Source organism: Celeribacter sp. HF31, assembly GCF_011806455.1.
GTDB lineage: Bacteria > Pseudomonadota > Alphaproteobacteria > Rhodobacterales > Rhodobacteraceae > Celeribacter.
Window position 1 is genome coordinate 27,194 of the sequence record NZ_JAATOT010000004.1, and the last position, 13,664, is coordinate 40,857.

Annotated in this window: 25 protein-coding genes; 24 read left to right on the plus strand and 1 reads right to left on the minus strand. The window is 57.8% G+C overall.

What is annotated here, in order from left to right; genetic code table 11:
* The first annotated feature begins 13 nt into the window (after positions 1-13).
* The 8 genes from HCZ23_RS09075 (at position 14) to HCZ23_RS09110 (ending at position 4,992) form a co-directional block, all read left to right on the plus strand.
* The gene (locus tag HCZ23_RS09075; protein ID WP_167601424.1) at positions 14-478 is read left to right on the plus strand and encodes a hypothetical protein; all 465 of its coding nucleotides are present in this window, start codon (positions 14-16) and stop codon (positions 476-478) included.
* 296 nt (positions 479-774) lie between these two features.
* Positions 775-1,617 carry a 50S ribosomal protein L2 gene (gene rplB, locus HCZ23_RS09080; RefSeq protein ID WP_167601425.1) on the plus strand — a complete coding sequence of 281 codons (843 nt, stop codon included), beginning with the start codon at positions 775-777 and terminating at the stop codon, positions 1,615-1,617.
* A gap of 3 nt (positions 1,618-1,620) precedes the next feature.
* On the plus strand, positions 1,621-1,899 hold the full coding sequence (gene rpsS / locus HCZ23_RS09085) for a 30S ribosomal protein S19 (RefSeq protein WP_090060730.1): 279 nt from the start codon (positions 1,621-1,623) through the stop codon (positions 1,897-1,899).
* Between the two features lie 3 nt (positions 1,900-1,902).
* Positions 1,903-2,283 (plus strand): 50S ribosomal protein L22, encoded by a 381-nt coding sequence (rplV, locus tag HCZ23_RS09090; protein WP_167601426.1) that lies wholly within the window; start codon positions 1,903-1,905, stop codon positions 2,281-2,283.
* A complete protein-coding gene (rpsC, locus tag HCZ23_RS09095) occupies positions 2,283-2,993 on the plus strand; it encodes a 30S ribosomal protein S3 (protein ID WP_167601427.1) in 711 nt (236 codons plus the stop codon). Before rplV ends, rpsC begins: the two co-directional genes overlap by 1 nt.
* A gap of 13 nt (positions 2,994-3,006) precedes the next feature.
* Positions 3,007-3,420 carry a 50S ribosomal protein L16 gene (gene rplP / locus HCZ23_RS09100; RefSeq protein ID WP_167601428.1) on the plus strand — a complete coding sequence of 138 codons (414 nt, stop codon included), beginning with the start codon at positions 3,007-3,009 and terminating at the stop codon, positions 3,418-3,420.
* A 207-nt stretch (positions 3,421-3,627) separates the two neighbouring features.
* The gene (locus HCZ23_RS09105; RefSeq protein ID WP_167601429.1) at positions 3,628-4,161 is read left to right on the plus strand and encodes a hypothetical protein; all 534 of its coding nucleotides are present in this window, start codon (positions 3,628-3,630) and stop codon (positions 4,159-4,161) included.
* 66 nt (positions 4,162-4,227) lie between these two features.
* Positions 4,228-4,992 (plus strand): ion transporter, encoded by a 765-nt coding sequence (locus HCZ23_RS09110; RefSeq protein ID WP_167601430.1) that lies wholly within the window; start codon positions 4,228-4,230, stop codon positions 4,990-4,992.
* A gap of 80 nt (positions 4,993-5,072) precedes the next feature.
* On the opposite strand, the gene HCZ23_RS09115 is transcribed toward HCZ23_RS09110, so the two are convergent.
* Positions 5,073-5,696 (minus strand): TIGR02466 family protein, encoded by a 624-nt coding sequence (locus HCZ23_RS09115; protein ID WP_167601431.1) that lies wholly within the window; start codon positions 5,694-5,696, stop codon positions 5,073-5,075.
* A 152-nt stretch (positions 5,697-5,848) separates the two neighbouring features.
* Here HCZ23_RS09115 and HCZ23_RS09120 point away from each other — a divergent pair, with 152 nt between their 5' ends.
* From HCZ23_RS09120 to HCZ23_RS09195, 16 genes are all read left to right on the plus strand, one after another.
* Entirely contained in the window at positions 5,849-6,340 is a 492-nt protein-coding gene (locus HCZ23_RS09120) for a hypothetical protein (protein ID WP_167601432.1), read from the plus strand.
* Positions 6,341-6,538: 198 nt separating this feature from the next.
* Positions 6,539-6,736: a 50S ribosomal protein L29 gene (rpmC, locus tag HCZ23_RS09125; RefSeq protein ID WP_167601433.1), complete on the plus strand. Its 198-nt coding sequence runs from the start codon at positions 6,539-6,541 to the stop codon at positions 6,734-6,736.
* Between the two features lie 14 nt (positions 6,737-6,750).
* Positions 6,751-6,978: a 30S ribosomal protein S17 gene (rpsQ, locus tag HCZ23_RS09130; protein ID WP_167601434.1), complete on the plus strand. Its 228-nt coding sequence runs from the start codon at positions 6,751-6,753 to the stop codon at positions 6,976-6,978.
* Between the two features lie 89 nt (positions 6,979-7,067).
* Positions 7,068-7,436: a 50S ribosomal protein L14 gene (gene rplN, locus HCZ23_RS09135; protein ID WP_090060723.1), complete on the plus strand. Its 369-nt coding sequence runs from the start codon at positions 7,068-7,070 to the stop codon at positions 7,434-7,436.
* Complete coding sequence (gene rplX / locus HCZ23_RS09140; protein ID WP_167601435.1) at positions 7,436-7,741, plus strand: 50S ribosomal protein L24; 306 nt, start codon at positions 7,436-7,438, stop codon at positions 7,739-7,741. Before rplN ends, rplX begins: the two co-directional genes overlap by 1 nt.
* Positions 7,741-8,304 (plus strand): 50S ribosomal protein L5, encoded by a 564-nt coding sequence (rplE, locus tag HCZ23_RS09145; protein ID WP_167601436.1) that lies wholly within the window; start codon positions 7,741-7,743, stop codon positions 8,302-8,304. Before rplX ends, rplE begins: the two co-directional genes overlap by 1 nt.
* A 22-nt stretch (positions 8,305-8,326) precedes the next feature.
* On the plus strand, positions 8,327-8,632 hold the full coding sequence (rpsN, locus tag HCZ23_RS09150; RefSeq protein ID WP_167601437.1) for a 30S ribosomal protein S14: 306 nt from the start codon (positions 8,327-8,329) through the stop codon (positions 8,630-8,632).
* Between the two features lie 13 nt (positions 8,633-8,645).
* Positions 8,646-9,038: a 30S ribosomal protein S8 gene (gene rpsH, locus HCZ23_RS09155; protein WP_167601438.1), complete on the plus strand. Its 393-nt coding sequence runs from the start codon at positions 8,646-8,648 to the stop codon at positions 9,036-9,038.
* A 12-nt stretch (positions 9,039-9,050) separates the two neighbouring features.
* Positions 9,051-9,584: a 50S ribosomal protein L6 gene (gene rplF, locus HCZ23_RS09160; RefSeq protein WP_167601439.1), complete on the plus strand. Its 534-nt coding sequence runs from the start codon at positions 9,051-9,053 to the stop codon at positions 9,582-9,584.
* 11 nt (positions 9,585-9,595) lie between these two features.
* A complete protein-coding gene (gene rplR, locus HCZ23_RS09165; RefSeq protein ID WP_167601440.1) occupies positions 9,596-9,955 on the plus strand; it encodes a 50S ribosomal protein L18 in 360 nt (119 codons plus the stop codon).
* Between the two features lie 130 nt (positions 9,956-10,085).
* Entirely contained in the window at positions 10,086-10,655 is a 570-nt protein-coding gene (gene rpsE / locus HCZ23_RS09170; RefSeq protein ID WP_167601441.1) for a 30S ribosomal protein S5, read from the plus strand.
* A 13-nt stretch (positions 10,656-10,668) separates the two neighbouring features.
* Entirely contained in the window at positions 10,669-10,857 is a 189-nt protein-coding gene (rpmD, locus tag HCZ23_RS09175; protein ID WP_066707085.1) for a 50S ribosomal protein L30, read from the plus strand.
* 176 nt (positions 10,858-11,033) lie between these two features.
* Complete coding sequence (locus HCZ23_RS09180; RefSeq protein ID WP_167601442.1) at positions 11,034-11,780, plus strand: endo alpha-1,4 polygalactosaminidase; 747 nt, start codon at positions 11,034-11,036, stop codon at positions 11,778-11,780.
* Positions 11,781-11,869: 89 nt separating this feature from the next.
* Positions 11,870-12,250, plus strand: coding sequence for a hypothetical protein (locus HCZ23_RS09185; protein ID WP_167601443.1), 381 nt, complete (start codon positions 11,870-11,872; stop codon positions 12,248-12,250).
* Positions 12,251-12,349: 99 nt separating this feature from the next.
* Positions 12,350-12,865: an RNA polymerase sigma factor gene (locus HCZ23_RS09190; protein ID WP_167601444.1), complete on the plus strand. Its 516-nt coding sequence runs from the start codon at positions 12,350-12,352 to the stop codon at positions 12,863-12,865.
* On the plus strand, positions 12,862-13,602 hold the full coding sequence (locus HCZ23_RS09195) for an anti-sigma factor (RefSeq protein WP_167601445.1): 741 nt from the start codon (positions 12,862-12,864) through the stop codon (positions 13,600-13,602). Before HCZ23_RS09190 ends, HCZ23_RS09195 begins: the two co-directional genes overlap by 4 nt.
* Positions 13,603-13,664 lie beyond the last annotated feature (62 nt).

The window sequence follows — 13,664 nt, forward strand, 5'->3', positions numbered from 1 at the left end:
TAGAAAGCATTTGATGACAGTTATACGTGGAGTCTTTGCCTTTGTTCTCATCATGCTCATCTTAGGGGCAGGATTGTTTTTGTTTTTTATATTTTCCATTCAGGCAGGCAGTGACGTCGTAATGACGACTTTCGAAACTGAAGCAAAACTCGATAATCGTGAGAGGAATGCATTATCTGCGATGTTGGAGGCTGAATATGCTGCGGTGTGCGGCAAAACAGATGAGGCAGAGGAATGCAGTCTTTGGCGCATTGGCGGAGATAGCGGTAATGGGATCAGGATCCTAGTCAGAGATCATGCCCATAAGAGCGCTCTCGTCGTGAATTCTGCGCCTAAATATTTCTCCCTGTCTGGAAAGGTCTCAACATTACACAAGAACGTTGAGGCAGACATTCTAGAGATGCTTGGCAATCAAGCCATTCGCGCAGAGAGAAGTGTTCGCCGCTTTGGGGTAGAGCGAGAGGCGAATTTAAGATAACTCTGGTCTCACATGTAATACGCATCAGTGATTTGTGTCTGATCTAGGCTCAAATGGGTCCTTTGGCCCATTCTGAAATCCCACCCAGAGTGGATTATTTCCACTCCCCTATAGACTCCCCCCCCAACACCCACTATACCCCGCCCATCTCACGGCCCCGGATTCGTTCTTGGGGCCCGTGATTTGTGTGGGACGAGGGTCAGACGAAAGTCACGAGAGCCCCCGGCCTTAGACGAAAACGGGTCGTAGCAGACGAGCTACATCAAAAGACCCAAAGCAAACGGAAGACAGAAACTATGGCACTCAAGTCGTATAAACCGACGACGCCTGGCCAACGTGGGTTGGTTCTGATCGACCGTTCGGAGCTTTGGAAAGGGCGTCCGGTCAAATCTCTCACCGAGGGTTTGACCAAGAACGGCGGCCGGAACAACACCGGACGGATCACGATGCGCCGCAAAGGCGGCGGGGCAAAGCGTCTCTATCGCATCGTCGACTTCAAACGGAACAAGTTTGACGTCGCAGCTACCGTGGAACGGATCGAATATGACCCGAACCGCACCGCGTTCATCGCGCTCATCAAATACGAAGACGGCGAACAGGCTTACATCTTGGCTCCGCAGCGTCTGGCCGTCGGCGACAAAGTCATCGCCTCCGCCAAAGCTGACGTGAAGCCCGGCAACGCCATGCCGTTCTCCGGTCTGCCGATCGGTACGATCGTCCACAACGTCGAGCTGAAGCCCGGCAAAGGTGGTCAGATTGCCCGCGCAGCCGGCACCTACGCCCAATTCGTGGGTCGTGACGGTGGCTACGCCCAGATCCGCCTCTCTTCTGGCGAACTGCGCCTCGTGCGTCAGGAATGCATGTGCACCGTCGGTGCCGTGTCCAACCCTGACAACTCCAACCAGAACATCGGTAAAGCCGGTCGCAACCGCCACAAGGGCATCCGTCCCTCCGTGCGTGGTGTGGTTATGAACCCGATCGATCACCCCCATGGTGGTGGTGAAGGCCGGACCTCTGGTGGTCGTCACCCGGTGACGCCGTGGGGTAAACCGACGAAAGGCGCGAAAACGCGCAACAAGAACAAGGCGTCCAGCAAGCTCATCATTCGCTCGCGTCACGCCAAGAAGAAGGGTCGCTAAGATATGGCACGTTCTGTCTGGAAAGGCCCGTTTGTGGACGCTTACGTCCTCAAGAAGGCCGAAAAAGCTCGCGAGAGCGGTCGCAACGAGGTCATCAAGATCTGGTCCCGCCGTTCCACCATCCTGCCTCAGTTCGTTGGCCTCACCTTTGGTGTGTACAACGGTCAGAAGCACATCCCCGTCAACGTCTCGGAAGACATGATCGGTCAGAAGTTCGGTGAATATGCACCGACCCGCACCTACTACGGTCACGCCGCAGACAAAAAAGCGAAACGGAAATAAGTCATGGGTAAGGTTGCAAATCCCCGTCGCGTGGCTGACAACGAAGCTATGGCCAAAACCAAAATGCTTCGCGTTTCGCCGCAGAAACTGAACCTCGTGGCTCAGATGATCCGTGGTAAGAAAGTGGACAAGGCCCTCACGGACCTCACTTTCTCCAACAAGCGTATCGCTGTGGACGTGAAGAAATGCCTTCAGTCCGCCATTGCCAATGCCGAGAACAACCACGGTCTCGACGTCGATGAACTCATCGTCGCCGAAGCTTGGGTCGGCAAGAACCTGACCATGAAGCGCGGTCGCCCGCGTGCCCGTGGTCGTTTCGGCAAGATCATGAAGCCGTTCGCGGAAATCACCATCAAGGTGCGTCAAGTTGAGGAGCAAAACTAATGGGTCATAAGGTTAACCCGATTGGCATGCGTCTCCAGGTCAACCGCACCTGGGATAGCCGCTGGTACGCCGACAGCAAGGACTACGGTGATCTTCTTCTCGAAGACCTGAAAATCCGTGAGTTCATCAAGGAAGAATGCAAACAAGCCGGCATCAGCCGTGTGATCATCGAGCGTCCGCACAAGAAGTGCCGCGTCACGATCCACACCGCACGTCCGGGTGTCATCATCGGCAAGAAAGGTGCAGACATCGAAGGTCTGCGCAAGAAAGTCGCTGCGATGACCGACAGCGAGCTGCACCTCAACATCGTTGAAGTGCGCAAGCCGGAGCTCGACGCCCAGCTTGTGGCAGAAAGCATCGCGCAACAGCTCGAGCGTCGTGTGTCCTTCCGCCGTGCCATGAAGCGCGCCGTGCAGAACGCCATGCGTATGGGTGCCCTCGGCATCCGCGTGAACGTCGCCGGTCGTCTCGGTGGTGCTGAAATCGCGCGTACCGAATGGTATCGCGAAGGCCGCGTTCCGCTTCACACCCTGCGTGCAGACATCGACTACGCGCATGCTGAAGCAACCACGGCTTACGGCATCATTGGCATCAAAACCTGGATCTTCAAAGGCGAAATCATGGAACACGACCCGCAGGCTCGTGACCGTCGCGCCGAAGAAGCCCAAGCCGGTCCGGCACCTCGCGGTGACCGCGGCGGCCGTCGCTAAGGAGGTCTGAGACATGCTTCAGCCAAAGCGTACAAAATTCCGCAAAATGCACAAAGGCCGGATTCACGGTGAGGCAAAAGGCGGTTCCGATCTGAACTTCGGCACCTTCGGCCTCAAAGCCGTCGAGCCCGAGCGCATCACCGCGCGTCAGATCGAAGCTGCACGTCGTGCCATGACGCGTCACATGAAGCGTCAGGGCCGTGTCTGGATCCGTATCTTCCCGGACACCCCGGTGACCGCCAAGCCCGTCGAAGTGCGTATGGGTAAAGGTAAAGGCTCCGTGGACCGTTGGGTCTGCAAAGTCAAACCCGGCCGCGTGATGTTCGAACTGGACGGCGTTTCGGAAGACGTCGCACGTGAGGCCCTGCGCCTTGCCGCGATGAAACTCCCGATCAAAACCCGCACCGTGGTTCGCGAAGACTGGTAAGAGGTCGAAAACGCGAATGCGTTTTCTGACCAACAGTCCGCGCAAGCGGACTGTCACGCGCATGTGGCAGTCGTTTCAAAGAAACGATGAGAACATGCCCGGTTGAAAATTAAGAAACCCCCGCTGAGAGATCGGCGGGGGTTTTGTTTTGAACTGGAGCCTATATTCTTCAAAGAACTCTAGTGAGTTTTTGAAGGTACTTCTTTCATGACTGATTTTGATAAGTTGGAGCGTATATTGCCGGGTATTTTCGGGGGTTTGGTCATTTTGGGCGGCGCGGTCTTCATTGGAAACCTTGAATATAAGGGTGCACGTTATCAGGATGCATATGAGCTGTGCCACGACGTTCAACATAGTTTTAATGAACGATCTCGGTCTTGCCGAAAAGCGATAGAACTGAGCAAAGAGCTTCAACAATACGCGCCCGGCAAGGGGCATCGTGCCTACATAAGGTCCAATCTGCTCAAAATAGATTATGCAAGGATGCTGGTTGAGAATGGCGACTATGAGAGTGCAGAAGGCCTGTTTGATGATGTGCTTAGAGGATTCATGCTGCATTGGTCTCGCGATGCCGGACCGGTGTTAAGCGAGACCCAAGCCACAGTTTTGCGATATCTGGTGGCAGTTGCCGAGCAAGAGCCTGAAACTTTACCTGTGATAGAGCGCGCATTAGATCTCGAGAACACCCGGATCACCTGGCCGATCCTGAGAGGTGATCTTTCTAAGGTAAGCGAACAGTGAATGCGCCCTTGAACCGGGGCTTCGGTCCACGCATATCTAGCCTCAACTGACCCCACAGAGGCCAAAATGCGCGCACAGATTTCCCACCTCCTCGACCGCCCCATCACCCGTCACTTCATCATGGGGGTGATCCTGTTCAACGCGGTGATCTTAGGGCTTGAGACCTCGGGCGCTGTCATGGCGCGGATGGGCGGGCTGATCGTCGCGCTCGACATAATCTGTCTGAGCATCTTCGTGGTGGAACTTCTGGCGAAAATCTACGCGCAGGGGCCGCGGTTCTTTCGCGACGGTTGGAACCTCTTCGATTTCGCCATTGTCGGCATCTCGCTCTCGCCGGTGGGGGAGGGGCTTTCGGTGCTCCGAGCGCTCCGCATCCTGCGACTGCTCCGCGTCGTCTCCGTCGTGCCAAGCCTGCGCCGGGTGGTCGAGGCCTTTATCCTCGCGCTGCCGGGGATGGCCTCGGTGTTCCTTTTGACCGGCATCATCTTTTACATCGGCTCAGTGATTGCGACCAAACTCTACGGCCCGACATTTCCCGAATGGTTCGGCACGCTGGGCGCCTCGCTTTACACCCTGTTCCAAGTCATGACGCTGGAAAGCTGGTCGATGGGGATCGTGCGTCCGGTGATGGAGGTGCATCCCGAAAGCTGGCTGTTCTTTGTGCCCTTCATCTTGATCACGGCCTTCGCGGTGATGAACCTCGTCGTCGGTCTGATCGTGTCGACGATGCAGGACGCCCATGTCGAAGAAGAACACGCCGCCACGGATATCTACCGGGACGACGTGGTGAAGCGCTTGGAGCGGATCGAGAGGGCGCTGGAGCGGCGCTGAGTTACTCGTCGGCCCGGGGCTCCGCCCGTTCGCAACTCAAACGCTCCCCCGGAGCGTTTGTCGCGCCGAGGCGCGAACCGTTACTCACCCCACTTGTAATTAAAGCTCACCGATACACGATCAAACTCGGACTGGTTCATCATCACCTCATGGCGCAGCCAGCTTTCCCAAAGCATGATGTCGCCCGCTTCCGGCGCCATGTAGATGAAATTCTGCATCTCGCGACGGGCGTCTTTGATCCGCGCCGGGGCGGCCATCATCATGGCGTGGCGCGGGTCTTCGAGCCGGAGCGAGGACGCCCCGTCCGGCATGGCGACATAGGTCGTCCCGGAGATCACCGAATGTGGGTGAATGTGCGCGGAGTGGTAGCCGCCCTCCGGCAGGATGTTGATCCAGAGATCTTCGAGCACCAGCTTGCGGTCGCCCAGATCGAATTGCAGGTCTTCGGCGAATTTCGCGACGTGCTGATCGAGGCTCTCGACGATGTCCTTGAAGATCGGAAACCGCCAGGGCAGGTCGGTGAGCGAGGCATAAGAGGTGTAGCCCGGGTAGCCTTTGTCATCACACCACGCTTGCCCGGCCTCGTCATCCTCGGCGATGGCGTAACAGCTGTCGAACAGCTCGTCTTCGTCGATGGTCGGGGAGAATTCGTTCAGTTTCGCTTTGTAGAGACGGGTGACGAAGAGGGATTCGATGTCGGCCATGGGAGACTCACTTTCAGGCATTCTCTGATTTCGCGCCCTTATAGACCAGAAACAGCGTTGCCGCAGCCCACAGTCAGGGGCTAGAAACGTGAAAAAATGACGCTGCTCGCGGCATTCGAACTGTAGCGCAGAAACAGGCCCCTAGACGCAGTATGACCCAAACACCCACCTCCCTCGCTCTCCCAATCGCTCTGGCTCTTGTCGGTGGGATCCTGATCCTCTGGGCCACCCGTCGGCTCTTGCGTCGTTCCCAAAAGGTGCCGATGCATGTGCAGGTCTATGAGGGCGTGTCCGAGGTGTTTCGTAAAGACCCCGAGGCAGAGGTGCCCGCCGAGGCGCTGGTCTGTTACCGGGCCTACAGGCTCTATCTCTACCTCCTGGACGATGGGTTGGACAAAGGCGTGAGCAATATGGAGCCGGGCGCCGTGCGTGCCGCCCTCCCGGGGTTGGAGCCTCTGGGTCTTGGGGATGCGGCGCGGGAGATCGACGCTTTCGTGGGCGTTTATGAGGAGATCGAACGCCGCACGGATGTGGACGAGAGCCTCGGCGAAGAGTATCAAAAGACCGCCCGCGATCTGGACCGCAGGCTCTATCCGCTTTTGCGCGAAATCCCGGAGCGGCTGGAGCGGTATCTGGGGCGGTGAATGGCCTGGCTCAGGGCAGGCGTGAAAACGCAAGAAATCCTGAGCTTTTCCTTGCCAAGGCCGGACCATCCACTTATAGAGCAGCATCTCACAGATTCCCTGTCAGGGGATTCGTGTGCATTGACATAACCCACCGGGCCGAATGTCACCCCCAAAAGGGCGCATTCCGGTGCTACCAGGACCCAAGGAGAGGCGAATATGAACGCCCAAGAATTGCGTGCGAAAACGCCGGACGAGCTCAAGACTGAGCTTGCCAACCTGAAAAAAGAATCCTTCAACCTGCGCTTTCAGCAGGCCACCGGCCAGCTCGAAAACACCGCTCAGATTCGTAAGGCACGCCGTGCAGCCGCACTCGTGAAAACGATCCTGAACGAAAAAGCTGCGGCAGCAGAGTAAGAGGAGACTGACCTATGCCCAAACGTATTCTGCAAGGTGTTGTCACCTCGAACCAGAACGAACAAACCGTTACCGTGTCCGTTGAACGTCGCTTCAAGCACCCGGTTCTGAAAAAGACCATCCGTAAGTCCAAGAAATACCGGGCTCACGATGAGAACAACCAATTCAACGTCGGTGACACCGTCCGCATCGTGGAATGTGCACCGAAGTCGAAAACCAAGCGTTGGGAAGTGCTCGTTTAATCTCTGATTGAACAAGCCTCCTCCCAGCTTAATCGAAACCCTGGGGGCACCGATCGCTGCAGATCGCCCCAAAGGTCGGGAGAAACCAAATGATCCAGATGCAGACCAATCTGGATGTCGCTGATAACTCTGGCGCTCGCCGAGTTCAGTGCATCAAGGTCCTCGGCGGTTCACACCGTCGTTACGCCTCCGTGGGCGACATCATCGTGGTGTCGGTCAAGGAAGCAATTCCGCGTGGCCGTGTGAAGAAAGGTGACGTCCGCAAGGCCGTCGTCGTGCGCACCGCCAAAGAGGTCCGTCGTGAAGACGGCACCGCGATCCGCTTCGATCGCAACGCGGCCGTGATCCTCAACAACAACAACGAGCCGGTCGGCACCCGTATCTTCGGGCCGGTGGTTCGTGAGCTGCGTGCAAAAGGCATGATGAAAATCGTGTCGCTGGCACCGGAGGTGCTCTAATGGCTGCGAAACTGCGTAAAGGCGACAAGGTCGTCGTGCTTGCCGGTAAGGACAAAGGCAAACAGGGTGAGATCACCACTGTCATGCCCGCCAAAGGCAAAGCCATCGTGGAAGGCGTGAACGTCGCCATCCGTCACACCCGCGCGACCCAAGGTGATCAAGGGGGCCGTCAGCCGGTCGCCATGCCGATCGACCTCTCCAACCTCGCGCTTCTGGACGCCAACGGCAAAGCCACCCGCGTCGGCTTCAAACTCGAAGGCGACAAGAAAGTGCGTTTCGCCAAAACCACGGGAGACGTGATCTGATGCTCGACACCACCGATTACACCCCGCGTCTGAAGACGGTTTACAAGGACAGCATTCGTGCCGCTCTCAAAGAAGAGTTCGGCTACAAAAACGACATGCAGATCCCGCGTCTGGACAAAATCGTTCTGAACATCGGTTGCGGCGCTGAAGCTGTGAAAGATTCCAAAAAAGCGAAATCCGCTCAGGAAGATCTTTCCGCGATCGCCGGTCAAAAGGCCCTCGTCACGAAAGCCAAGAAATCCATCGCTGGTTTCCGCGTTCGTGAAGACATGCCGCTTGGCGCGAAGGTGACCCTTCGTGGCGACCGTATGTACGAATTCCTCGACCGTCTGATCACGATTGCAATGCCCCGCATCCGCGACTTCCGCGGCGTGTCCGGCAAAAGCTTTGACGGCCGTGGCAACTACGCCATGGGCATCAAAGAGCACATCGTGTTCCCCGAGATCAACTTCGACCAAGTCGATGAGACCTGGGGCATGGACATTGTCATCGCCACTACGGCGGAAACCGACGCTGAAGCAAAGAGCCTGTTGAAAGCTTTCAACATGCCTTTCAACAGCTGATCGCGCGAGGAGTTTAGAGAACATGGCTAAGAAATCCATGATCGCCCGTGAGCGCAAGCGCGAGAAGCTGGTGGCAAAATACGCCGCCAAGCGTGCTGCCCTCAAAGAGGTTATCTACGACCAAGAGAAGCCGATGGAAGAGCGTTTCCGCGCCTCCCTGAAGCTTGCAGAACTGCCGCGCAACAGCTCGGCGACCCGTCTTCACAACCGTTGCCAGCTGACCGGCCGTCCGCACGCTTACTACCGTAAGCTGAAGGTGTCCCGGATCATGCTGCGGGAACTCGGCTCTTTCGGCCAGATCCCCGGCCTCGTGAAATCCAGCTGGTAAGGAGGGCAGAGATATGAACGATCCTATCGGCGATATGCTCACCCGTATCCGTAACTCTCAAATGCGTGGCAAATCCACCGTGTCCACCCCGGCTTCCAAGCTGCGGGCATGGGTTCTGGATGTGCTGCTCGACGAGGGCTACATCCGCGGTTACGACAAAGGCACCGACGTCAACGGTCACCCGACCCTTGAAATCAGCCTGAAATACTTCGAAGGCACCCCGGTCATCCGCGAACTGCAACGGGTCTCCAAACCCGGCCGTCGCGTGTACCTCGGTGTCAAGGACATCCCGTCGGTCCGTCAGGGCCTCGGTGTGTCGATTGTCTCCACCCCGAAGGGTGTGATGTCGGACGCAAACGCTCGTGCCAACAATGTTGGTGGCGAAGTGCTTTGCACCGTCTTCTAAGGAGGTCTCTCGATGTCTCGTATTGGTAAACGGCCGGTCGACCTGCCCAGCGGCGTTTCCGCCTCTGTGTCTGGCCAGACCATCGAAGTGAAGGGCCCGAAAGGCACTCACTCCTTCACCGCCACGGACGATGTGACCCTCGCTGTCGAAGACAACGCCGTCACCGTCACTCCGCGTGGTAAATCCAAGCGCGCTCGCCAGCAGTGGGGCATGTCCCGCACCATGGTCGCCAATATGGTGACCGGTGTGTCCGACGGCTTCAAGAAAGAGCTCGAAATCAACGGTGTTGGTTATCGTGCTCAGATGCAGGGCAACGTGCTCAAACTCAACCTGGGTTACTCCCACGAGGTGAACTTCGAGGTTCCCGCCGGCGTCACTGTGACGGCTGCGAAACCGACTGAAATCACCATCGAGGGTTCCGACCCGCAACTCGTCGGTCAAGTCGCGGCCAACATCCGCGAATGGCGCAAGCCCGAGCCCTACAAAGGCAAAGGCATCAAATACAAAGACGAGTATATCTTCCGCAAGGAAGGGAAGAAGAAGTAAGGACGCTCATCATGGCAAACAGCAAACGGACACTGTTTCTGAAACGCCGCCTGCGCGTTCGGAACAAACTTCGCAAGAACAATGTCGGCAAGCTTCGCCTGTCGATCCATCGTTCGAACAAGAACATCAGCGCTCAGCTGATCGACGACGTTCAGGGCAAAACCCTGGCTTCTGCTTCCACGCTCGAAAAAGATTTCGGTGTGGTCGGCAAGAACAACGTCGAAGCAGCCGCCAAAGTTGGCGCTGCGATCGCAGAGCGCGCGAAGAAAGCCGGCGTCGAAGAGTGCTACTTCGACCGTGGTGGCTTCCTCTTCCACGGCAAAGTGAAGGCCCTGGCCGACGCTGCCCGTGAAGGTGGTCTGAAGTTCTAAGACTTGAGGGAGGGGGGCGAAAGCTCCCCTTCCCGATGATCCGGGGCCCTGTTTGGGAAACCAAATCAGGCAACCACCAGGATCGAGTTCAACAGCGCCTAAACGCGCTACCTTTTGTAAGGAAAGTTCTATGGCAGAACGTGAAAACCGCCGGGATCGTCGCGACCGCGAAGAAACCCCGGAATTCGCCGATCGTCTCGTCGCGATCAACCGTGTGTCCAAAACCGTGAAAGGTGGTAAGCGTTTCGGCTTTGCTGCTCTCGTGGTTGTGGGCGACCAAAAAGGCCGCGTTGGTTTCGGCAAAGGCAAAGCGAAAGAGGTCCCCGAGGCCATCCGCAAAGCCACCGAGCAAGCCAAGCGTCAGATGATCCGCGTCGCTCTGAAAGAGGGCCGCACCCTGCACCACGACGTCGAAGGTCGTCACGGCGCCGGTAAAGTCGTCATGCGCACCGCACCGCAAGGTACCGGTATCATCGCCGGTGGTCCGATGCGTGCCGTGTTCGAAATGCTCGGCGTTCAGGACGTGGTTGCCAAATCCATTGGCTCCCAGAACCCGTACAACATGATCCGCGCCACGCTGGACGGTCTCAAGAAAGAGGCTTCCCCGCGTTCCGTGGCTCAGCGCCGTGGCAAGAAAGTCGCCGACATCCTCCGCAAGGACGATGCTCCGGTTGCTGAAGCCGCTGAAGCAGACGCGTAAGGAGACCTGAGACATGGCTAAAACCATCGTTGTGAAACAGATCGGCTCCCCGATCCGTCGTCCCGCAAAACAGCGCCAGACCCTCGTCGGTCTCGGCCTGAACAAGATGCACAAAACCCGCGAACTGGAAGATACGCCTTCCATCCGTGGCATGGTCGCATCCATTCCGCACCTCGTCGAGATTGTCGAAGAGCGTGGGTAAGTATCGGTTCGGGGCGTAAGCCCCGACAAAACCTCCAGTGGAGGTTTTGAGATACGAACGGGCGGAGCCCCGGGACGCATTGCAAAAATTCAAACGCCCTGCCTTTCGGTAGGGCGTTTTCTTTTTAATGGTCTTTGTGCAATATTCCGATGCAAGAGGCCGGGAGAAGAATTTCCATGTCACGTTTCTATTTGGCTTTGTCTTTTTCCCTCGTCAGTGTCGCCAACATTGCCGGCGCGACAGAGACCTTCTCGATCCAACTGCAAGGCACCTTGCCTGTTACCGCACCTGCCGACACCTTCATCCTCGATCTCGCCGACACGTCCCGAAAGACCATCGCCCACTATCAAGCGCAGGGCACACGGGTGATCTGCTATTTCTCCGCCGGAAGTTTCGAAGACTGGCGCGACGATGCCGGAGCTTTTCCCAAGGCGCTGATCGGCAAGCCTCTGGGCGAGTGGCCGGGCGAATATTGGCTCGACATCCGCCAGATCGCGCAGCTCATGCCGATCATGGAGCGGCGCATGGACATGGCGCTCGAGAAGGGCTGCGACGGGATTGATCCAGACAATATGGACCTTCAAACGCAGGACACCGGCTTTGCGATCTCAGGCGCAGATCAGATCACCTATGCGAGGGCCCTTGCAGAAACGGCGCATCGAAAAGGCCTACGGATCGGCTTGAAAAACGACCTTGAACAGGTGCCGGAACTCGCGTCACTGTTCGACTATGCGGTGAACGAAAGCTGCATGCGCTACGACGAATGCGATGTGCTCACCGCGTTCCGTGATCAGGGTAAGCCGGTCTATGCGATCCAATATGATGATGGTCCGGTGCCGCGTTGTGCAGGTGCCGCGCAGTTCGATTTCTCGTTCAGCTACGCCACGCGCGATCTTGAGGTGCCGACCTCGCCCTGCCCATAAAAATATTTTGGGCCGTGGGAATAAAACCGCCCCTCGCACTGTATCTCTCATGTCTGCACCGGAGCAGACGTTGTTTTTGGAGAACAGACATGCTCAAGACCCTGCCTTACGCCGCCGTTCTGGCCGCCTTCGCCACCACCGCTTTTGCTGCCGATGCCCCCGTGGTGACCGGCAAGCTCGGCGAAGACACCTACCTCATGGCCGCCGACACCCATATGACGCTTTACACCTTCGATAAGGATGAAAAGGGTGTCTCCAATTGCTACGACGAATGTGCAGGCCTCTGGCCGCCGGTCATCGGCGAGACGGGGATGGAGCTTCCGAAAGGGTATTCGCTGATTTCACGCAAAGATGGCACGGAACAGGTCGCCTATAAGGGCCAGCCGCTCTATCTTTGGGTCAAGGACGAAAATCCGGGCGATATGACCGGCGATGGCGTCAAGGACGTCTGGCATATCGCGCGCCCGTAACGGCTTTCCCGAATGGCTCGCGACCATCTGGTCCGGGTTCATGCGAGGCGGGGAGGGGATGCCCTCTCCGCCGATTTGAGGATCTGCGAGGGCGAGGCCATGCCGCGATTCAGACAAGAGTTAAAAGAGGCGCTGCCGGGGCTTTGGCGTTATGCCTTTGCGCTCACGCGCGACCGCGCGCGGGCTGACGATCTGGTGCAGGACTGCGCCGAACGCGCCCTGCGCAAACGACATCTTTGGCAGGAAGACCGGCCTTTGCGGCCCTGGCTGGCCAAGATGGCGCTCAACATTCATCGCAATGGCTATAAAGGCGCGGCGCGGCATCTGCATGTCGCCTATGAAGACGCTGATCTGAGTGCACACGCCACGCCCTCGCCCGAACAGGGGTTAGAGGCCGCCGAGATGTTGCGTCGGGTGGATGCCCTTCCGATCGAGCAGCGCGATGTGCTTTTGCTCGTGGTGATCGACGGGCTGAGCTATGCAGAGACGGCGACAGCTTTGGACATCCCGATCGGCACCGTGATGTCGCGACTGTCGCGGGCGCGGGCGGCGTTGAAATCCGAATTGAAACAAGAGGCTCCGGTGACGGGGACACGGCTAAGGAGTGTGACATGAACGAAGGTGATACGGTTCAGGTCGGACGCTACGTCGATGGCGAAATGACGCGCGACGAGGTTATGGCCTTTGAACGGCGCATGGAAGACGAACCCGCCTTGGCTGCGGCGGTGGAAGAGGTGATGCGCGGCGATGCGGTGCTTCGTTCCGCGTTGCCCGAGCTTTCGGATGTCTCACAGATTTTGGAGAGGGCGGAGGCTGCTGTGCGGCCTTCTGTGCCCTGGCGTCAATTGGCCGCCGCCGTGGTGTTGGTGGCGGTGGGGTTCGGCTCGGGTCTCATGACCGGGCGCTCGACGACGCCTATGCCGATGGGCGACGCGATCCTGCAAAGCGCCTCAGCCGCCCATGAACTCTATGCGGTCGAGGTGGTGCACCCGGTCGAGGTTACGGCGGGCGAGCGCGATCACCTCAAGGGGTGGCTGAGCAATCGCTTGGGATCAGAGGTGCGCATCCCTGACCTGACAGCCAAGGGGTTGTCCTTGGTCGGAGGACGGCTTTTGCCCTTTGAACAGGGCGCCGCCGCGCAATTCATGTATGAGGACGGGCAGGGCACGCGGGTGACGCTTTATCTGACGCCGACGGCGGATGAGGCCAATAGTTCTCTGCGCTATGGTGACACAGAGACGCTGACGATGGTGCATTGGCAGGGCGGCAGCTGGCATTACGCGCTGGTCGGACCTTACGGTAAGGACCGCATGACCGAGCTCGCGCAATCCGTGCAAGGGGCCTTGTTCTAAAACGAGGTCAGACAAATTCGAAGGATAGGCCCTTTTTCCGCCCCATTCGGTTTGGTGGCTGT